Below are 16,020 nucleotides of genomic sequence, written 5' to 3' on the forward strand. Positions count from 1 at the left end.
GTTCTCCTAGGTGAGCTGGCGGCGAACGTCATCAAGGACGCGCGCGACCTCGGCTTGCATACGCGGGGTGTGGGCGCGGACGACCTTGTCCCACCACAGAGGGGTGGTCCACTGGTTCGCCCAGCGCTTCCGGTTGCCGAACACTGGGTGCCGGATCCGGCCGTTCGCGCTGTTCATCACCCATGGCATGCCGCGCAGGTCGGACGGAAGCGCGGACCGGTCCACCCACACCCGCGCGCCCGGCGTCCCACCCGTCCGGACCGAGATCCGGACCGCGCCAGCGATCGTGGCCCGCAGCGGCCGGGTGGTGGGCGTCGGCCCGCCGCGCGACTTCGCAGCGTCGGCCCGAATGGGGAGCGAGCGAATCGTCTGCTGCATGTCGTTACGGAGCGGTTCGGCCGCCCGCCGGATCCTTCGGGTGAGGTTCGCCTTCAGCCGGGGGCCGCCGGCCTGCTTCAGGCGCCGGGACAGTTCCAGGAGCCGCCCGGTGCCCGCGATCTGCACGTTGCCGACGGCCATGGCGTACCTCCGGTCAGACTGTGGTGTCGGTGGACATGTACTCGATGGCGACGGCGTTGGTGCCGTCGTAGAGGGCGGTGAAGTTGAAGGTGGGCCGGATCACGTCGTAGCCCTCGACAGTCGGCGGCGCGTCGTCGATCCGGATGGCGGGCAGCTTGATCCGGAACGTTTCGTAGTACGTGTCGGCGATGAGGGGGCCGATGAACTCCCAGACGAGGGATGTCGCACCGTCGCTGGTGTGGAGGTCGTCGACGGTGGTGGCGACGTAGTCCATCTCCAGCGAACCGGTGACCTTGACGAGGTCGTTGCTGATGGGCTGCGCTTTCAGGGCGGACTGGTTGGCGTAGAACCGGTCGGTGGCCTGCGGCCGCTCGATCTTCACCGAGACCTTCCGCACCCCGTCGAGTGCGGTTTCCGCGCCGAAGCTGCCGGTCTTCAGGCCCATCTGCCCGAAGTGGAACGGCGCCATGTTGCTGTACGACGCGGCGGCCAGCGTCTGCGTCTCGTCGCAGTCTTTGCTGTCGAACTCGAACGTCGAGGTGAGCATCCCACCCTGCTCGCAGGAGAACTCCGCGCTGACGATCTTGCAGCCGAGGAACGTCTTGTCCGTCACGGTGCCCGTCGTCAGGGGCACGCCCTTCTGGATCGTCAGGCTCTTGCCCCACGTGTCCGCCAGGATGTGAGTCTGGAGGTAGGCCGCCGACGCGCCCTGTTGCACCGGGGTGACCGTCGTACCCATCAAGGCCTGGAGCAGCAGACCCATCGCCTTATTCGCGACTTCCAGCTCGATGGAGCCCGACGCCTCCCGCTGCGTCACCACGCGCCGCGACGACAACGCCATCAGACGGCCCGCCGCGATCCCGCTGGACTGCGCGGTGGTCTTCTTGAGCTGAAGGGATTCCTTCGTGAACTCGATGAACTTGGCCGGCGCCACGAAGGTGCCGTAGGTCGTCTCGGCCGCGATGCCGATCTGCGCGCCAAGACCTGAACCGATCGCCATGGGTCAGCCCTCCTTCCGCGTGGTCTTCTTCGGGGCCACGGCCTCAACGGCGGGGACCGGGGCGGCGGCGTGCTCCTCGTCCCGGTGGGGCTCCTCGACGGGCTCCCACGTCGCGGTCTGGCAGACGTAGCCGTCGTACCGCTCGTCCGGAACGGTCACGACCTCGTCAGGGTGGACTTCACGCCCGCCCAGCTCCGGCACGGTGACCGGCTCCGGGCCGACATAGCGCACTCGCGCCATCGCTGTACTCCTCGGATAGATGGGTGATCAGATACGTGCGCGGCACGACACCGCGAACGGGACGCCGGCGCGCGCGCCGTCGGTGGTCTGGTCCTGCATGAGGTCCCCGGTGGTGAGGTGCGCCCACAGAACAGTCCCGTTGAGAGTGGGCGCCGTGGGTGCGGCGTCCGTTGCCCGCAGGGCCGACTCCACAACGGCGAGCAATTCGAAGACGCGGACCCTCCGAGGCTGCATGTCCGTGTCACCAGCCCACACCTCGGCGTAGCACTGGATCGCGAAATCCTCGTCCCGGGTACGGGCCCCGGCGGCGTTGAAGTCCTGAACGAGGGAAACGGCCGGGGCCTCTGTCGGCTGCCAGCCGACGTAGACCCGCTCCGTGCCGGTGAGGTTCTGCCACGGCGGCCCGTCGAGGACCAGCACATCGGCCAGCCCCGGCGCGGCGCGCAGGATGGTGAGCAGCGCGTCGACGGCGGCTGGGACGCGGGAAGTGGCCATCACGCCACCACCGGCGGCCGCCGGTACGGCTCCAGCAGCTGGAGCACGCGGTTCGGGATCGCGTACCCGAAGCCGGGTACCGGCTCGTTCACGTCGAAGTCCTCACCACTGCCGGCGTTACCCCGGGCCGCGCCGTAACGGGTGCGCCACCAATGCTGCAGCAGCAACCTCGCCGCGACACCGAAGGTGGCAGGCACCGTGAGGCGTCCAGCCTGGTAGGTGACTGTCCACGGGCCGCCGTGCCAGTCGCTACCGTCCAAGCGGCTGACCGCGCCACTGGACCCGTCTAGGTGCAAGTCGGCCACGGCCACCGAAGAGCCGCCGGTTCCGACCGGGGTGAACGTGGTCAGGGACAGGGCTGGGGTCCGCAGCAGGATGAGAGTCTGCCCGCGAGCGTCGGCCAGCTCGGTTACCGCGCGCGGGTCAATCGGACCGACGAAGCCCTCAATGACCTCAGTGAGAGCGGCGTTGTAGGCGTTCAGGTCGTCGTCGTACTGAGTCGAGCTGGCAGGGAGGGCGAGTGTGGCCTTCGCCTGGGCCAGCGTCAGCAATGCCACGGCGCCCCCTCTCTACGCGGTACGGGTTTCACGGCCAGCGCCGCGAGCCGGCCGCTTGCGGGAAGTGCGTTCGGGTGCGGGGGATTCCGGCGTCTCCGTCGGCTCGGCGCGGACGAGGACGGCACGCACGCCGTCCGCCCAGACCGCCGCCTGGGGGCCGGGCAGATCGACGACCTGCCCGGCCTCCCACGCGAAGTCCGCACCCGCGACGCTCGTCAGCATCCGGATGCGGGCCATCAGGCGCCCAGCCCCTTGTGGAGCTCGGCGATCTCCCGCTCTGCCTGGGCCTCGGCCGCCTTCACGGCCTCGTCCTGGGCGTCCTTCAGTGCCTGCACATCAGCGTCCGGGGTGGTGCTCCCGGGCTCGCCGTCGGCCGGCTTGTCGGAGACGCCGCGCGCCGCGACGTCGACGGCGGACGCGGCCTGCTGGCCGAGCTGCTCCTTTGCGGCGCGGAGCGCGACGTCCTTGTCCCCGATGAACTCGGGGGCGATCTGGTCCATGGATCCGTCCGGCTTCCGGGAAGCCATGACGATCCGGTCGTGGTCGCCGTGCTCGGCGGCCTGCGGGCTGGGCTTGCTCTGGAGAATCCCGCTGTCCTCGGGAGTCTCCTTCTTCGGCGTGGTCGCCATGGGTACTGCTCCTTCTGCCTCGTGGCGGACGGTCGGGCGCCGGATCAGGTGGCGGAGTTGCGGTAGGCCCGGATGGCAGCCGGGTCCTGGGGGGTGCCGTCGGCGCGGGAGAACGCCAGGAACCCGACCTGGAGGTAGTCCGCGTACCGCTCGGCCAGGCGCAGCATCTGGATGTCGCGCACGTCGCGGATCAGGTAGCCGGCGAAGAAGTCGCCGAAGAGGATGCTCTTGGCGTTCGCGGCCATGACGGGCATGTCCTGGTTGACCGTGTACCCGTAGCCGAGGATGCCGTCGGGAACGCCGACCTGGATGGACGGCTCCCACAGGGGGCGGTTCTGGGAGTCCTTCAGCTTGCGGACCGCGCTGAGCGTGGCGTCCGCGAGCATGAACTGCACGCGGCCGCTGTTTCGATAGGCCGGGTCCACGGAGTGGATCAGGTCGATCAGGTCGTCGTAGGTGACGGACGTGGTCTGGCCCGTGGTGCCGGTCTTGCCGATGGTGGCGTTGGTCTGCACACCCTCCGGCTGGCTGGAGCCGGTGCCGGTGGTGAAGTGGGTGTTCTGGATGCGGCCGATCCGCTCGCCCAGCTTCCGGGCGAGGAAGGACTCCATGTCGAACGCGGAGTCCTGCAGGAGCTGGAGGGAGACGCGGACCAGCTTCGAGGTGTACATGTACGCCCCGACGTCCAGCTGTCCGATGGTCACGTCCTGCTCAGTGACCTGCGTGTTCTCGGCGAGGATGGCGCCCACGTTCGCGGTGTCGTCGTTCGTCGGCCACGGCAGCGTGGCGCCGGTCTCGGTGCTGATGACCTCGGAGACCTGGCGCATCGCGCCGAAGTACTTCATCGTCTCCTGGAGCTTGGCCCGGAACGGCGCCGGAACCAGGTAGCCGCCGGCCGCGCCGGTGGCGACGCCCTGCGCGCGAAGCTCGCGGCCGTCGATGAACCCGGTGCGCAGGATCTGCCGCTCCTCCGACGTGAGGTCGGACGCGCCCTCGCGCATCCAGGAGCGCCAGGCGTTGCTGTACGCCTCGACGCCCTGCTCGCCGCCGTGGCGCTGGCGCGCTTCCTCGGCGTCCTCGGTGTCGGCGCCGGGCGCGGCGATCTGCGAGTAGTTGACGGCGGCGAGGCGCTGGTGACGTTCCTCGCGCTCGATGTCGGAGCCGAGGCTCTCGACGTCGGCGAGCGCGGCGTCCCACGCGGCCCGGTCCTCGGCGGACATGTCCGCCTCCGAAGCGGCCCGGGACTGGAACTCCTGGGCCTTGTTCCATGCTGCGGCTCGCTTGTCGAGCAGGCTCTGAAGAGTGGGCATGTGTGCCTCCCAGCACGAGTAGCCCCGGCGCCGGTACGGCGGGGGCTGAGAGTGGTTGTGAGAGCGGCTACAGCGCGAGGCTGTAGCGGGCGGCGAGCGCCTTCATGTGCATCGCCTGACGGCCCCCAGTGGTCTCTCCCGGCTGGGTGATGCCGTCGCCCCGAGTGGCCGCAGCAGCGGCCGGCTCGTGGCGGAAGTCGTTGAGTTCGGGCCGGTACGCGGCCCTACGGTCGAACGCGGCGTCGTCGCCGCGGGCGGCCAGCGCCATGCCGACCGAGCGAAGTCCGGCGTCGGTGTCCTCGTACGCGGGGAACGTGACAGCGCTGACCTCGAAGAGCTGGACTTCGCGGATGATCCGCAGCTCCGTCTCCACAGTGTTGCCGTCGACGGTCTCGACGGGCAGCGGCTCCCACTCGTCCTTGACCACCCGGAACCCGAAGCTCATGCCGGTGATGTTCCGGTTGTCGAGGTTCACGATCAGGTCACCGACGTACGACAGGCGCGCGTCGAGGTCTGCGTCGACTGCCAGGCCGACCTGGTCCTGGGCCAGGCGCAGGCTGCCGGCCGACACCCGGGATACGACCATGCGGGTGTCGTGGTCGACGAGCATCCGCGCGTCACCCTCGCTGATGGTCTTGGTGAACGCACCCGGCGCGATCTCCTCGTAGAAACCCCAGCTCAGCGGGTTTCCGATCGCGGTCCGCGAGTTGAACACCGCGGCGTGCCCGGCGAACCCGCGGGCGTCGCCGTCGGCCCGGACCTGGAGTCCCGCCGCGGCCAGACTCAGGCTGCGGCGCTCAGTCGTCTTCGGCATCGCTGCCCTCCTCCGTCTCGGCCGCCGTCAATAGAGCGGTCGCCTTCATCAGGTGATCGGCGGCGCGCGCCGCGCGGTCCGCGTCCGGCGGAAGGTCCGCCGACGCCTTGACACTCGGGTCGTAGCCCAGCGGCGCCATGAACAGCGGCTGCAGTCGCATGTCGCCTTCGGGGCCCTCGATCGGGGGCATGTCCTCAAGCGCGAGGATGTCGTTCGCCGAGTAGGCGCCGCTGTCCCGCATCGCCCGGTAGAACGTCGCCCTCGCCGCCGAGTCGCCCCGCAGCAGGCCGTTGACCTGGTACTTCGCATACTGCGTTGTCGGCAGGAGTTCCTTGGTTACGCGCTGTTCTGTCGGCGTCAGCCACGTCGGCGCCAGGTCCCACGTGACGAAGCCTTGCGCCTGCTGCTCCAGGCCCGTTCCCCACGACGTGGACTTCTCGGTGGCCATCAGCAGGAACGGCGGAACGCCGAACATGCGGGACACCTCAGTCACCTGAAACTGGCGGGACTCCAGGAACTGGCTGTCCCGGTAGGGCATCGTAACGGGCTGAAAGGACGCCCCAGAGTCCAGGATCGCCACTTCGTGTGCCGCGCCACTCCCGCCCATCTTCGCCCGCCATGACGCCTTAAGTGCCGCCGCCTGGTCAGGCTGGAGACGCTGCTCGGTCTGGAGCACGCCGGAGATCATGTTGCCCGAGCCGTACAGCCGGGCCGCTGACCGCTCCGCTCCGATCCCCAGGCCGATGCCTTGGGCCGCCGCACGGATCGGGGAGCAGCCGGTGACGCCGTCGTACCCCAGCGCGGGCAGGTGCAGGATCTCCCGCGACGTCAGCCGCACGCGCGGCCCACCGTCCTCGGTCTGCACCCAGAACACCTTGCCGCTGGGGTTCTCCGACGTCGGCCGCTCACGCTCGACCTGCACCCGGTCTGGGCGGATAGGCCACAGCTGCACGGTGTCACCGGCCCCGTTGCGGACCTTCTGCACGTAGGCGTTGCCCCACAGCAGCCGGTGCACGTACACCAGCCGCCACAGCTCGAACCGGGTCAGCTCTGGGTGCGGGTTGTCCATCAGCTCGACCGCGACCCGGTCCTTCGTCCCGGCCGTGTACGTGTGCAGCGGCAGTGCCGCCGCGACGTTCGCCACCACCGACACGGCACGCCACACAGCGGGCATGCGCAGGGAGTTGGTCTCCGTGACCACTTCGCCGGAATCCAGCGGTGCTCCGCCGCCCAGCAGCGGCGCCAGCGAGGCGGACGTCAGCGGTGTTGCTGGGTTCTCCACACTCCGCCGCTCGAACAACCCGAAGAGACTCACCTGCGCTTCACCGCCTTCCTCGCCTGCTCACGCTCGACCGCGACCACACCCAGAACTCCAGCGAGCACCAGGCCCGCAGGGACCGACCACATGCCCACCCCGGCCACGACGGCCAGGACGAACAGCACCTCCAGCACGAACAGCGCAACGCTCACCACAGGTTCGGCGCCCCTTCCGGCTCCTCGACCTCGACGCTCTGTCCCCACTTCGCGAACGTGGCGGCCACCAGCGGGGAAATGTCGACACCGACATTGCGCCGAGCCCAGGCCCACGCGTCCCCGAGCGGCCGCTTCTGTGCGCCCGCCAGGGCCACTGCGAGGGGCGGAGGGTCGAAGTGGCTCAGGCTCTGGTCCGAGACTGCGTCGTAGAACTGGCCGCAGCCCTGGGCGATCTGCCTGGCCTTCGGCTTCACGACCTCGACGCGGGCCTCGGGGTTACCCGTCAGCTCCTGCTCGACCTCCGAGAGGGCGTCCTCAAGGTCTTGGATGAGGGAGCCGGCGGGGCCGCCCTCGTCGACGACCCAGCAGCGTGGCCGCCACTTGCGGTGCAGCTCCTTCGCACGCTCCACGACCCAGCCCATTCCGGGCCGGTGCTCGGGCACCTCAACGTGCGTACCGCCCCGCCACGGGCCCGCGACCGCGATGGCCGCGTGCGTCCGCTCCGGGGTCGCGTCGATGGCGAAGGAGTACGGGCCCTCCATGTTGGCCTTCGGATCGGCCAGCGCCCGCCACGCGTCCTCGCCAATGACCTGCCACGTGTCCGTGCCGTCCGACGGATACTCGCCCACACCGAGCCGCTCACGGGCGTACCCAGCCGGACTGAGCGTGGCTCGCTCGCGGGCGACCTTCTCCAGCGTCAGCCGGTACCCGACACCCGGGTTGGACTTCAGCACCGCCGCGTCGCTCGCCGCGTCGTCGTGCGCGTCACAGGCCGCTGGGCACTCGTCCCGGTGCGGGTCCGCCGACCACTCCATGTAGGCCAGGGACGGGTCAGGAGTCCCCGTCTCGATCGCAGCAAGCGCGCGGCGCCGGAGACGGCCGAGCTGCACGGACGGATGCCCGATTCCGGCGCTGCCCGCGTACCAAATCTGCGGGTCCTCGACGGCCGCCATGGTGGGCAGCAAGGCGTCCATCTCGGTGTCCCCGAGGATCATGTCCTCATCCATGACGTTGCAGTGCCCAGTGAAGCCGCGGCCGCTGCCCTTGCTCCTGGCGATGAAGCGGAGCAGCTGCCCAGTGTGCAGCTCGATGCCTTCCTCGCCGACGGTCTGCCGGTAGTGCTTGACGCGTTTGTGCAGGTCAGGGGTCTGTCGGATCAGGCGCTCAATCCGCTTGAACGCGTTCTTCGCCGTCTTGAACTCGTGGGCGCTGTGGAGGATCAGCTCCTCGCCGCCGATGAACAGGCCCCACAGCTCACGGGCTTCGATGATGCCGCCCTTGCCGTTCTGCCTGGGGACGTTGAACGCGACCTCGAACGATGCCCACGAGCCGTCGGGCTTCTCACCCATGCCGACGCGGAGGACGTGCTGTTGCCACGGGTCAAGGTGCAGCCCAGCCCGCTCGGCGAGGTCGATGGCTTCTTGCCCTGCGGTCGACGCTGCGGGCGGCGCGGTCTGGATCGGTGGCGTCTGCCAGCCGTAGACCGGTCCGCTACTCTCCGCCTGCGGCCCGCTCTCTGGCGTCGGCGCGGCGCTTCTCTCGCTGGCGAGCGATGTCATCGACGCTGTCCCCCTGCTCCTGGACGGGCGCGAGCGCGCGGAGGCGGACCATGAGGGCGTGGAGCTCGCGGGCGACGACGGCGCGGGCTGTTGGCGCGTCCCCGATCGGGATCGCGTCGAGGGACTCGGCGAGGGTGATGGCCACCTCGGCGAGCCCGGGGGCAACCTGACGGACGCCGAGTTTGTCAAGCTCTGCGCGGATTTCATCGGCGGCCATGATCAACCCCCGTCACTGTCCGTGATGTTACGGAGAGTCGCTATTTGCCCGAACTGTCAGACTCGGGTGAATAGCGTTTTCAAATGGCCGCGCAAAAAATCGGGCGAGAAGGGCTTTTGGGTCGCCCGGCCCTGCCCTGAAGTTTTGATCCACTCCCTCCCTGCCAGCCCCTGAGCAGGGCTGATGGTGAGGTCGCTGAACAAGTTCGATCGCTCGTTGTAACGCGATGCGGTGGCGGGTGCTGGGCGGTCACCATTCCCTGGATGCCTGGGGCATGGCGGGCTGTGGCAAGCTCTTGCGCTGGCTGTACCAGCGGCTGGCAACACGCTGCATCTCGGGGGAGCGCATGGCTTCGATGCGGGCCATGACGATGTCGTGGCCTGGGTCGACAGCTATCACCTTGGCGTCGTGCCGCTTGTACTTGGCCATGGCCTTGGCGCTGGGCATGGTGTGGATCAGGTAGACGTCGACCTTGTCGCAGAGCTGCAGGGCCTCATCGATGGCGGCGTACCGAGCACGGTGCGCCACCCTCAGTACGTGCGGATCCTGGTTCCACTGCGGCGCCCCTGGCCCGGTGAGAGCGCTGGCGATGAGGTCCAGGTCGATGACGATGTCACGCGCGGTCGCGTGCGCCTGGATCCACGACGACTTACCTGCGGCCGGCGGGCCAGTGACGACGTACAGCACGGGTCACCCCTCGGTCAGGGTTCGGTCCTGTCGGCGGTGAGGGGCAGAGGCGCGAGGCGGGCGGGGGAGAGGGCGTTTGCAACGCAGGCCCACATCTCGGCAAGGTGCCTTGCCTCGGTGGACAACGCCGCGTGCTCCTGAGCTTGCCTGCGGTCCTGGGCCTCGTAGTGCTGGGCCTCCTCATGCTCCAGCACGGCGCGGTCGGCCCAGTACACGGCGCTGGCCTGGGCCCGGCCGTGCTCGTTGGCGATCCAGTCCGCGCGGCTCTGCTCGGCGTCCATGCTCACCACCTCCGTGAGGTGTGCTGCGGGGCCGTGGTGCCGGTCCTGTTGCCCCTGGCCGAGTTGCAGCGGCGGTGCATGCTGCGGGCGTTGGCGGGGTCAAGGAGGCTGCCGCCGCGGCTGAGGGGCACGATGTGGTCGAGGGTGAACGACCAGCCGCTACGCGGGTCGAGGTTGGGGTTGATGTAGCCGCCGCAGCGGGCGCAGGGCATCCCTAGCGCCTTCACCTGGGCGACGAGGCGGCGGTAGGGGCGCCCGTTGCGCGGGTTGGCTGCCACGGGCGCTCGCCTCCTGTCAGGTGCGGTACTCGTCGGTGTAGGAGGTGCCGAAGGTGGTCTCTTCGCAGCCCTCGTTGGCGTCGGGGGTGCCGTGGGTGATGACGAGGAAGTAGGACTGGGGGATGAAGTCGCAGTGCTTGCCTTGCCACTGGCTGGCGAGGAGTGTCCAGCCGATGAGGAGGAGGCAGGTGATCACGATCTTCTTGCTGCGGGCGAGGCGCGGTCTGGGCGCGGTGTCTGGCATGCGCGCGATTGTCGCGGCTCGTGACACCCGCGTGAGGGCTCGTGGCCGTCTCGTGACATGACGAAGGCCCCGACCAGGGTGGGTGGTCGGGGCCTGTGCGCTCGTGTCCGGGCACGCCGGACGTGGGGCCAGTGTTACACCCCGCGAGCCTCAGGTTCAAGCGGCCTTGCCTGCGAGGCGTTGCTGAAGCTCGTGGAGGTCGAGGAGCGCGCGGCCGGCGCGGTCGTAGCCGTGGTGGGTGAGGCGCCCGCGGTGGAGCCAGATACGGATCGTGCCGGGACGGGCTCCGGTGGCGGCGGATGCGGCGTGGGTGTCGACGAGGAGCGGTGTGGCCATGGGGACATGATGCGCCCACAGGTGCCTGGCGTGCAGAGGCCCCGCCACGACGGGGGGCGTGGCGGGGCTGGTTGCCGGGCACTACCCGGCGCGAGGCTCCAGTGTGGCAGTCCAGTGGCCGCAGCGGGGCTTGCTCCACCAGCCGCACTTTGCGCAGTAGTCCATGGCAGGCTCCTCAACTCTTGGTGGTCGCGTGGTGTCGGCGGGTCTCGGAGAGGTCGTAGACGGTGGTTCCGGCCTGGCCGGTGTGCTCTACACGGAACCCCTTCTCGGGGTCGCTCTCCAGGGTGTTGTTGGCGTTGGTGTTGGCGTCTGACGTGCACCAACAACCCTCCGAAGAGGGGCCGCAGGGCCAGCGGGGGATGTCGTCCGAGTGGACGCCGGGCCCGTTCTTCCCGCCCGCGCGGACGCCCGTACGGACACGGATCTCGTCGTCGTCGAGGAGCGCCCGGACGGCCTTCGTGTCGGGCAGCCCGGTCGCTTCCTGAAGCTCGGTGAGGCGGACGTGCAGCGCGCCGGCCGGGGACAGTTCATGAAGCGTCGCGACGATGTCGATAACGTCCTCGGCTTCCGGCTCCTCCTCGGTGGCCCGCTTGCGTCGCCCGAGGGCCCAGGCGCGGGCGCGGCGGTATCCGGTCGCGGCGCCCAGGCCCGCCACGGTGTAGCCGAGCTCGGGTACGGCGTAGACGACTCCCCCGGCGAGGGCTGCCCCGATGGCGAGGACGCAGCCGCCCGCGAGCTTGCTCGGCTGCTCCTCCGGCTCGACGACGTCGGCGGGCTCGGGCGCGGTCATGTGACGGCCCCGGTGAACCAGGCGCCGGACAGGTTCACTGCCGAGGCGAGGGGGACTGCGGCGTACCGGGCGATGCCAGCGGACAGGCCGAGGCCGACGCCGGCGCCCCAGCCGCGCCACTTGGAGCCGCAGGCGCCCTTCTTCCGCCGCGCGAGGAAGCCGACGAGGACGAGCGCGGTCATGAACAGGCCGCCCTGGGTGAGGGGTGCGGCGGTGGAGCCGGGTGCGGTGCCGGTTTGGGCGCCGACGCCGTAGACGAGGAGGCCGTCTCCGAAGGTGTTGAGGCTCCACAGGGCGGTGTCGCCGATCCAGCCGACGAGGCCGCCGACGACCATGACGGTGAGGGCGCCGATGCACCAGCAGATGAGGAAGGGGAGCAGGTTCCCGAGCTGGGCGACGGCGTTGTGCTGGAGGGCCTTGATGCTGGGGAACCAGACGGCGAGTTCCCAGATGAGGAAGGCGGAGCCGACGAGGACGGCGCCGAGGGTGGGAGTCATGGGGGCCTCAGGTGAGGAGGGCCGCGCCGAGCGCGGCGAGGGTGAGGATGAGGGCGACGGTCCCAAGGACGGGTGGGACGTCGTGGAGCGCGAGTGCGCAGAGTCCGAGCAGCCCGCCGAGGGCTGCGAGCAGGCAGAGCAGGCCGAAGCCGGGCATGAGCCGGGGCGGGGTGCTCAGCTGGTGGCGGCGACGGGCGGCAGCGTCTCGGGGTCGTACAAGTTGCCCAGCGAGGGGTCGACGAGCGCGGGCCGGATCTTGCCGCGGTCCTTCCATGTGCGCGCCGTTGAGACGGTGACGCCGTAGCGGTCGGCGACTTCGCGGGTGGTGAGGAAGCGTGGCGGCTCAGGGGCCGCGTCGGGCGTCTCGTCCTCGGCGGGGGTCTGCTCGGGCGTCTCAGGGGCCTGCTCGGCCGGAGTGGGCGCCGGGGCCGTCACGGGGGTGGCGGCGAGGTGGAGGAGGTGCCCGAGGACGAGCGGCGGGACGCACGAGACGACGATGACGAGCCAGAGAGGTGTGCGCGGCTCGCTGGTGAGGTGCCCGGTCACGAACGCGTGGCTGACGGGCTGAGCGGCCATGGCGGCGCCGAGGGAGAGGAACGCGCCAGCGATGGCGGAGCGCTTCCCGGGGGCGCCGGTGGGGCGGTTGCTCGCGACGGCGGCGGCGATGCCTGCGTAGGCGGCGAGGACTCCGGCCATGCCCCAGGCGAGGTGGCTGTCCCATCCGGCGAGGACGGCCAGGTGGTGCTCGCCGGGGGCGCACATGATGAGGACGACGACGGCGACGATGGGGCGTCCGCCGGCGGTGAAGGCTCGAACCCACCAGGGGGTGGGTGAGGTGGGGTGGGACGCGCGGTTGATCCGGGTCCAGGGCAGCGGGATACGATCGCTGATAGCCACGGCGAGATCTCCAGGTCTCTCGGTGGTGAGGCCCTCAGTTCGGTGTTGGTAGCACCGGGGTGGGGGCCGATTTCGTGTCTCAACTCCCGCACTTTAGCACGGTAGTTGGCGGTACGTCACGGTTTGTGACAATCCCGGGGCGGGTGAGTTGACGGGGCTGCTCACCCACCCCGGGGCGTCTCAGGCGGCTGCTCGCTCGTCGTGGTCGATGAGCTGCTTCAGCTGCGCCCATGTGCCTGGCGGGTAGGTGTGTGAGCACCACGAGCAGGTGACGAGCTGCCCGCCTGGGGGGAGCCAGAGGACCGCGCCGCAGAGCGTCCCGTCGGTGTGCTCAGCCGGGCAGGGCCCGAGACGCATCCCGCGTGGGGGTCGCTCGGCCGCTCCAGTGACCGTCTCGATTGCTGTCTCAAGGTCCCGGATCTCGTGGGCGAACGGTCCGGCGGCGGGCCATTCGACGGCGAGGGAGGGGGCGTTGCGGGCGAGGGCGGCGGAGGTGCGGCGGATGCGGCCCTCGATCGAGCCGTAGACCGCCGGGGGTCGGAGTCGCCGGTCGTGCTGGAGGGTGCGGTGCCAGTCCTCCAGGATGCCGACGATGCCGCCGGGGCCGCGTAGGTCGAGGACGTGCTCGACGACGGGCAGGGGCGCCTCGCTGCGGCCCGTGCGTCCGCTGGTGGTGTCTCCGGATGCCCCGGGGGCGAGGAAGGGCTCCAGGGTGGCGTAGAGGTGCGGCATGCGCTGGAGCCGGTCGGCGAGGGCTCGGGTGCAGCCGGGGCAGAGGTAGCCGTGCTCGATCGGGGTCTCGCACATGCCGCAGTCGGTCATCGGGTCACTGCTCCTGGTGCTCGTCGAGGGCGGCGCGGATGCGGGCGACGGCGTCGGCGTAACCGCCGCCGAAGGCGTCGCAGTCGTCGTCGAGCCGTGCGCGGTCGCGGTCGATGGCGTCCAGCTCGGCGCGGACACGTTCGACGGCGGCCTCGGCCCGCTCGGCGCGGGTGACGGCGTCGGTGGTCTCCTGCTGGGCGGCGAGGAGCTGCTCGCGCGCCCAGTTGAGGTCGGCGTACAGCTGGTCGAGGGCGTCGCTGGTGATGCTGTCGACCGTGTGCCGGGTCGGTGCGTCCGCCTGCTTGGCCATCCACCAGCGCATGCCGGTCTGGTCGGCGTGGCTGCCGGAGTGCCCGGGGCGCAGCACGCACTCGGTGAGGCGGCGGCTAACGAGGCGGTCGGGCTGGTGGCCGCAGTGCTCGGCGGGGCTGGGCTGGGTCATCGGGCGCTCGCCCCGGTCGGGCTGGTCGGCTCGGTGGCGTCGAGAAGCGCGAGGGCGTGCACCAGGAGGGCGCGGCACAGGGCTCGTTCCCGGGGGTCCTCAATGGCTCCGCGGTCGGCGTAGTTGATGAGGCGGACGTCCTGCGCGTCAGTGCTGCCGACGTAGATCAGGGCGGGCCCTCCGTCGAGGGCGGTGATCGATGGGGAGTCGGGCTGGGTCATCGTGGGCTCCGGTGGATGTGTCGGGCGAGGAGGAGGGCGGCGGGCCTCATCCGACGACCTGGGCAAGGTGTCGGCAGCCGATGACGGTCCCTGTGGCGTTGCGGACCTCCAGGTACGGGACGAGGAGGTCGCTGCGGCGGGGGGCCATGGCGAGAGCGACAGGCAGGGAGACGACGTACCGGTAGCCGTCTCGTTTGCGCGGGAGGTTCTCCGTGTGGCCGTACTCGACGAGTTCGATGCCGTCGGCTTGGGTGCCGAGTTCGATGACGGCGAGGCGTGCGGGGGTGGGCTCGGGCTCGATGACGTACTTCAGGTGGAGGTTGAGGTCGTCGGTGCCGTCTTCGCGCTCACGGCCGTAGACGCGGATGGGGTGCGGGGTGAGGTTGAGGATCATCGGGTGCTCCTGTCGCGGATGGTGTTGCGGGTGTAGCCGATGGCGGCGATGAGGGTGCCGAACGCGAGGCTGACGGCGAGGTACCAGGCGGCGGCCACACCGGCCGCCGCGAGGAGGTCGAGGAACGCGCTCACGGGGCGGTCTCGTCGGCCATGCGGAGCGCGTCGGCAACGGTGTAGCCGTTGACGGTGACGAGCGGCGCCTGCTCCTTGGCGAGCTTCAGCGCGGTGTCGAGGTCGAACCGGTGCGCGTTCAGCCAGTCGTCGCCGCGGTCGTACTCCTTGACGCCGAAGGCCCATGTGCCGTCGGCGCCGAGGCACATGTCGCCGTGGCGGATGACGGCGTACCGGCCGTTGCCGCGGTACTGGACTCGGACTTCGAAGCCGTGGGCGTTGATGTCGCCTTCGGGGACGCAGTTGACGGTGTACTCGACGGCGCGGACCGTGGGCTCGGCGGGGGTGGGCATCAGCGGGTCTCCTCGTCGGCCTGGGCGGGCGGGTGGGGAACGTGGCCGAGGTGTTCCAGGCACTGGCAGCCGTCGACGGGGTCCCACGAGGGGCACGTGTTGCGGGTGTCGGCGACATGGCGGCACGGCACGTTCCAGCAGAGGGAGTCGCAGCCGCAGGCGTCGTTGTTGTGCCAGCTGGTGACGGGCTGCTCGCAGGACTCGCACGTGAGGTGCGGGTTGGCGAAGGTGACGTGGACGTGGGTGCGGGTGTGGGTGGGCATCAGCGGGTCTCCTCGACGGCCATGCGGTCCAGGTGGTTGGCGATCTCCTGCGCGCTGTAGCCGTCGCGGCTGAGGCGGCGGCCGGTCTCGGCGGCTTCGCGGAGGATCTCGGCCCGGTACTCGTCGAGGAGCGCCGCGATCTGGGTGTCGGCGGTGGCGAGTACGCCGGGGTGGTTGATGATCCGGATCCGCGCGGACTCGTGCGCTTCGGCGGGTTGTGCTTCGGCCGGCTGCTCGACGGCGGGCGAGGTGTCGCCGTTGATCGCGGTGTGCTGGCGGATCGCCATGGCGGCGTGCGCGTAGATCAGCTGCTGCGCGGTGTCGCGGTCTTCTCCTGCCTTGCGGAGCAGGACGTACAGCTCGGCTGCGGGGTGGTCCTGCGGTTCGTCGGCGGCGGGCTGTCCGGCGGCGTGGCGGGCGGCGTCCCGGACCCCGGCGGCGGGGATGAGCGCCTGGGCCAGCTCGTAGCGGGCGCCGAAGCACTCGGCCCCGGGGTCATCGTGGTAGCGCATCAGGTCGTCGAGGGCAGACAGGGCTCGCTGGGCGGCGGCGTACAGGCGGTCGGTCACGGTCTTCTCCTGGTGGT

General features: G+C 70.3%; 30 protein-coding genes. All 30 read right to left on the minus strand.

The features are described from left to right. Positions 1-6: 6 nt before the first annotated feature. Positions 7-519 carry a hypothetical protein gene (locus ACWF79_RS13840; protein WP_453728299.1) on the minus strand — a complete coding sequence of 171 codons (513 nt, stop codon included), beginning with the start codon at positions 517-519 and terminating at the stop codon, positions 7-9. Between the two features lie 13 nt (positions 520-532). Then, on the minus strand, positions 533-1,519 hold the full coding sequence (locus tag ACWF79_RS13845; protein WP_453728300.1) for a phage tail tube protein: 987 nt from the start codon (positions 1,517-1,519) through the stop codon (positions 533-535). 3 nt (positions 1,520-1,522) lie between these two features. Beyond that, the gene (locus ACWF79_RS13850; RefSeq protein WP_453728301.1) at positions 1,523-1,759 is read right to left on the minus strand and encodes a hypothetical protein; all 237 of its coding nucleotides are present in this window, start codon (positions 1,757-1,759) and stop codon (positions 1,523-1,525) included. A gap of 27 nt (positions 1,760-1,786) precedes the next feature. Next, the gene (locus ACWF79_RS13855; RefSeq protein ID WP_453728302.1) at positions 1,787-2,254 is read right to left on the minus strand and encodes a hypothetical protein; all 468 of its coding nucleotides are present in this window, start codon (positions 2,252-2,254) and stop codon (positions 1,787-1,789) included. Next, on the minus strand, positions 2,254-2,811 hold the full coding sequence (locus ACWF79_RS13860) for a hypothetical protein (protein ID WP_453728303.1): 558 nt from the start codon (positions 2,809-2,811) through the stop codon (positions 2,254-2,256). Before ACWF79_RS13860 ends, ACWF79_RS13855 begins: the two co-directional genes overlap by 1 nt. A 12-nt stretch (positions 2,812-2,823) precedes the next feature. Next, positions 2,824-3,048: a hypothetical protein gene (locus tag ACWF79_RS13865; RefSeq protein WP_453728304.1), complete on the minus strand. Its 225-nt coding sequence runs from the start codon at positions 3,046-3,048 to the stop codon at positions 2,824-2,826. Then, positions 3,048-3,440 (minus strand): hypothetical protein, encoded by a 393-nt coding sequence (locus ACWF79_RS13870; protein ID WP_453728305.1) that lies wholly within the window; start codon positions 3,438-3,440, stop codon positions 3,048-3,050. Before ACWF79_RS13870 ends, ACWF79_RS13865 begins: the two co-directional genes overlap by 1 nt. A 44-nt stretch (positions 3,441-3,484) precedes the next feature. Then, entirely contained in the window at positions 3,485-4,750 is a 1,266-nt protein-coding gene (locus ACWF79_RS13875; RefSeq protein ID WP_453728306.1) for a phage major capsid protein, read from the minus strand. 67 nt (positions 4,751-4,817) lie between these two features. After that, positions 4,818-5,564 carry an HK97 family phage prohead protease gene (locus tag ACWF79_RS13880; RefSeq protein WP_453728307.1) on the minus strand — a complete coding sequence of 249 codons (747 nt, stop codon included), beginning with the start codon at positions 5,562-5,564 and terminating at the stop codon, positions 4,818-4,820. Next, entirely contained in the window at positions 5,548-6,879 is a 1,332-nt protein-coding gene (locus tag ACWF79_RS13885) for a phage portal protein (protein ID WP_453728308.1), read from the minus strand. Before ACWF79_RS13885 ends, ACWF79_RS13880 begins: the two co-directional genes overlap by 17 nt. Beyond that, a complete protein-coding gene (locus ACWF79_RS13890) occupies positions 6,876-7,034 on the minus strand; it encodes a hypothetical protein (RefSeq protein WP_453728309.1) in 159 nt (52 codons plus the stop codon). The genes ACWF79_RS13885 and ACWF79_RS13890 overlap by 4 nt, the downstream gene beginning before the upstream one ends. After that, a complete protein-coding gene (locus ACWF79_RS13895) occupies positions 7,031-8,386 on the minus strand; it encodes a terminase (protein WP_453728310.1) in 1,356 nt (451 codons plus the stop codon). The genes ACWF79_RS13890 and ACWF79_RS13895 overlap by 4 nt, the downstream gene beginning before the upstream one ends. A gap of 142 nt (positions 8,387-8,528) precedes the next feature. Then, positions 8,529-8,813, minus strand: a complete 285-nt coding sequence (locus tag ACWF79_RS13900) for a hypothetical protein (protein ID WP_453728311.1) — start codon at positions 8,811-8,813, stop codon at positions 8,529-8,531. Positions 8,814-9,062: 249 nt separating this feature from the next. After that, on the minus strand, positions 9,063-9,500 hold the full coding sequence (locus ACWF79_RS13905) for a hypothetical protein (RefSeq protein ID WP_453728312.1): 438 nt from the start codon (positions 9,498-9,500) through the stop codon (positions 9,063-9,065). A gap of 14 nt (positions 9,501-9,514) precedes the next feature. Further along, positions 9,515-9,787 carry a hypothetical protein gene (locus tag ACWF79_RS13910; RefSeq protein WP_453728313.1) on the minus strand — a complete coding sequence of 91 codons (273 nt, stop codon included), beginning with the start codon at positions 9,785-9,787 and terminating at the stop codon, positions 9,515-9,517. Then, positions 9,784-10,059, minus strand: coding sequence for an HNH endonuclease signature motif containing protein (locus ACWF79_RS13915; RefSeq protein WP_453728314.1), 276 nt, complete (start codon positions 10,057-10,059; stop codon positions 9,784-9,786). Before ACWF79_RS13915 ends, ACWF79_RS13910 begins: the two co-directional genes overlap by 4 nt. A gap of 16 nt (positions 10,060-10,075) precedes the next feature. Beyond that, on the minus strand, positions 10,076-10,303 hold the full coding sequence (locus ACWF79_RS13920) for a hypothetical protein (protein ID WP_453728315.1): 228 nt from the start codon (positions 10,301-10,303) through the stop codon (positions 10,076-10,078). Between the two features lie 156 nt (positions 10,304-10,459). Continuing rightward, the gene (locus ACWF79_RS13925) at positions 10,460-10,639 is read right to left on the minus strand and encodes a hypothetical protein (protein WP_453728316.1); all 180 of its coding nucleotides are present in this window, start codon (positions 10,637-10,639) and stop codon (positions 10,460-10,462) included. 175 nt (positions 10,640-10,814) lie between these two features. After that, a complete protein-coding gene (locus ACWF79_RS13930) occupies positions 10,815-11,432 on the minus strand; it encodes a hypothetical protein (RefSeq protein ID WP_453728317.1) in 618 nt (205 codons plus the stop codon). Continuing rightward, on the minus strand, positions 11,429-11,929 hold the full coding sequence (locus ACWF79_RS13935) for a hypothetical protein (protein WP_453728318.1): 501 nt from the start codon (positions 11,927-11,929) through the stop codon (positions 11,429-11,431). Before ACWF79_RS13935 ends, ACWF79_RS13930 begins: the two co-directional genes overlap by 4 nt. Positions 11,930-11,936: 7 nt before the next feature. Next, the gene (locus ACWF79_RS13940) at positions 11,937-12,086 is read right to left on the minus strand and encodes a hypothetical protein (protein WP_453728319.1); all 150 of its coding nucleotides are present in this window, start codon (positions 12,084-12,086) and stop codon (positions 11,937-11,939) included. Between the two features lie 17 nt (positions 12,087-12,103). Continuing rightward, the gene (locus ACWF79_RS13945) at positions 12,104-12,826 is read right to left on the minus strand and encodes a hypothetical protein (protein WP_453728320.1); all 723 of its coding nucleotides are present in this window, start codon (positions 12,824-12,826) and stop codon (positions 12,104-12,106) included. 180 nt (positions 12,827-13,006) lie between these two features. Further along, on the minus strand, positions 13,007-13,648 hold the full coding sequence (locus ACWF79_RS13950; RefSeq protein ID WP_453728321.1) for a hypothetical protein: 642 nt from the start codon (positions 13,646-13,648) through the stop codon (positions 13,007-13,009). A gap of 4 nt (positions 13,649-13,652) precedes the next feature. Then, complete coding sequence (locus tag ACWF79_RS13955) at positions 13,653-14,090, minus strand: hypothetical protein (RefSeq protein ID WP_453728322.1); 438 nt, start codon at positions 14,088-14,090, stop codon at positions 13,653-13,655. Then, positions 14,087-14,311: a hypothetical protein gene (locus ACWF79_RS13960; protein ID WP_453728323.1), complete on the minus strand. Its 225-nt coding sequence runs from the start codon at positions 14,309-14,311 to the stop codon at positions 14,087-14,089. Before ACWF79_RS13960 ends, ACWF79_RS13955 begins: the two co-directional genes overlap by 4 nt. A 46-nt stretch (positions 14,312-14,357) precedes the next feature. Further along, entirely contained in the window at positions 14,358-14,705 is a 348-nt protein-coding gene (locus ACWF79_RS13965) for a hypothetical protein (protein WP_453728324.1), read from the minus strand. After that, positions 14,702-14,839 carry a hypothetical protein gene (locus ACWF79_RS13970; RefSeq protein ID WP_453728325.1) on the minus strand — a complete coding sequence of 46 codons (138 nt, stop codon included), beginning with the start codon at positions 14,837-14,839 and terminating at the stop codon, positions 14,702-14,704. The genes ACWF79_RS13965 and ACWF79_RS13970 overlap by 4 nt, the downstream gene beginning before the upstream one ends. After that, positions 14,836-15,171 carry a hypothetical protein gene (locus ACWF79_RS13975; RefSeq protein WP_453728326.1) on the minus strand — a complete coding sequence of 112 codons (336 nt, stop codon included), beginning with the start codon at positions 15,169-15,171 and terminating at the stop codon, positions 14,836-14,838. Before ACWF79_RS13975 ends, ACWF79_RS13970 begins: the two co-directional genes overlap by 4 nt. Further along, a complete protein-coding gene (locus tag ACWF79_RS13980; protein WP_453728327.1) occupies positions 15,171-15,434 on the minus strand; it encodes a hypothetical protein in 264 nt (87 codons plus the stop codon). The genes ACWF79_RS13975 and ACWF79_RS13980 overlap by 1 nt, the downstream gene beginning before the upstream one ends. Beyond that, positions 15,434-16,003 carry a hypothetical protein gene (locus ACWF79_RS13985; protein ID WP_453728328.1) on the minus strand — a complete coding sequence of 190 codons (570 nt, stop codon included), beginning with the start codon at positions 16,001-16,003 and terminating at the stop codon, positions 15,434-15,436. Before ACWF79_RS13985 ends, ACWF79_RS13980 begins: the two co-directional genes overlap by 1 nt. Positions 16,004-16,020: the final 17 nt, after the last annotated feature.

This window comes from Streptomyces sp. NPDC054975 (genome assembly GCF_053609105.1).

Coding starts and splice junctions, on each gene's coding strand:
- ACWF79_RS13925 (WP_453728316.1), bottom strand. CDS start 10,639: ATGGCCACACCGCTCCTCGTCGACACCCACGCCGCATCCGCCGCCACC.
- ACWF79_RS13865 (WP_453728304.1), bottom strand. CDS start 3,048: ATGGCCCGCATCCGGATGCTGACGAGCGTCGCGGGTGCGGACTTCGCG.
- ACWF79_RS13960 (WP_453728323.1), bottom strand. CDS start 14,311: ATGACCCAGCCCGACTCCCCATCGATCACCGCCCTCGACGGAGGGCCC.
- ACWF79_RS13965 (WP_453728324.1), bottom strand. CDS start 14,705: ATGATCCTCAACCTCACCCCGCACCCCATCCGCGTCTACGGCCGTGAG.
- ACWF79_RS13875 (WP_453728306.1), bottom strand. CDS start 4,750: ATGCCCACTCTTCAGAGCCTGCTCGACAAGCGAGCCGCAGCATGGAAC.
- ACWF79_RS13975 (WP_453728326.1), bottom strand. CDS start 15,171: ATGCCCACCCCCGCCGAGCCCACGGTCCGCGCCGTCGAGTACACCGTC.
- ACWF79_RS13845 (WP_453728300.1), bottom strand. CDS start 1,519: ATGGCGATCGGTTCAGGTCTTGGCGCGCAGATCGGCATCGCGGCCGAG.
- ACWF79_RS13980 (WP_453728327.1), bottom strand. CDS start 15,434: ATGCCCACCCACACCCGCACCCACGTCCACGTCACCTTCGCCAACCCG.
- ACWF79_RS13900 (WP_453728311.1), bottom strand. CDS start 8,813: ATGGCCGCCGATGAAATCCGCGCAGAGCTTGACAAACTCGGCGTCCGT.
- ACWF79_RS13840 (WP_453728299.1), bottom strand. CDS start 519: ATGGCCGTCGGCAACGTGCAGATCGCGGGCACCGGGCGGCTCCTGGAA.
- ACWF79_RS13950 (WP_453728321.1), bottom strand. CDS start 13,648: ATGACCGACTGCGGCATGTGCGAGACCCCGATCGAGCACGGCTACCTC.
- ACWF79_RS13955 (WP_453728322.1), bottom strand. CDS start 14,090: ATGACCCAGCCCAGCCCCGCCGAGCACTGCGGCCACCAGCCCGACCGC.
- ACWF79_RS13895 (WP_453728310.1), bottom strand. CDS start 8,386: ATGGGTGAGAAGCCCGACGGCTCGTGGGCATCGTTCGAGGTCGCGTTC.
- ACWF79_RS13940 (WP_453728319.1), bottom strand. CDS start 12,086: ATGCCCGGCTTCGGCCTGCTCTGCCTGCTCGCAGCCCTCGGCGGGCTG.
- ACWF79_RS13930 (WP_453728317.1), bottom strand. CDS start 11,432: ATGACCGCGCCCGAGCCCGCCGACGTCGTCGAGCCGGAGGAGCAGCCG.
- ACWF79_RS13920 (WP_453728315.1), bottom strand. CDS start 10,303: ATGCCAGACACCGCGCCCAGACCGCGCCTCGCCCGCAGCAAGAAGATC.
- ACWF79_RS13850 (WP_453728301.1), bottom strand. CDS start 1,759: ATGGCGCGAGTGCGCTATGTCGGCCCGGAGCCGGTCACCGTGCCGGAG.
- ACWF79_RS13935 (WP_453728318.1), bottom strand. CDS start 11,929: ATGACTCCCACCCTCGGCGCCGTCCTCGTCGGCTCCGCCTTCCTCATC.
- ACWF79_RS13870 (WP_453728305.1), bottom strand. CDS start 3,440: ATGGCGACCACGCCGAAGAAGGAGACTCCCGAGGACAGCGGGATTCTC.
- ACWF79_RS13880 (WP_453728307.1), bottom strand. CDS start 5,564: ATGCCGAAGACGACTGAGCGCCGCAGCCTGAGTCTGGCCGCGGCGGGA.
- ACWF79_RS13855 (WP_453728302.1), bottom strand. CDS start 2,254: ATGGCCACTTCCCGCGTCCCAGCCGCCGTCGACGCGCTGCTCACCATC.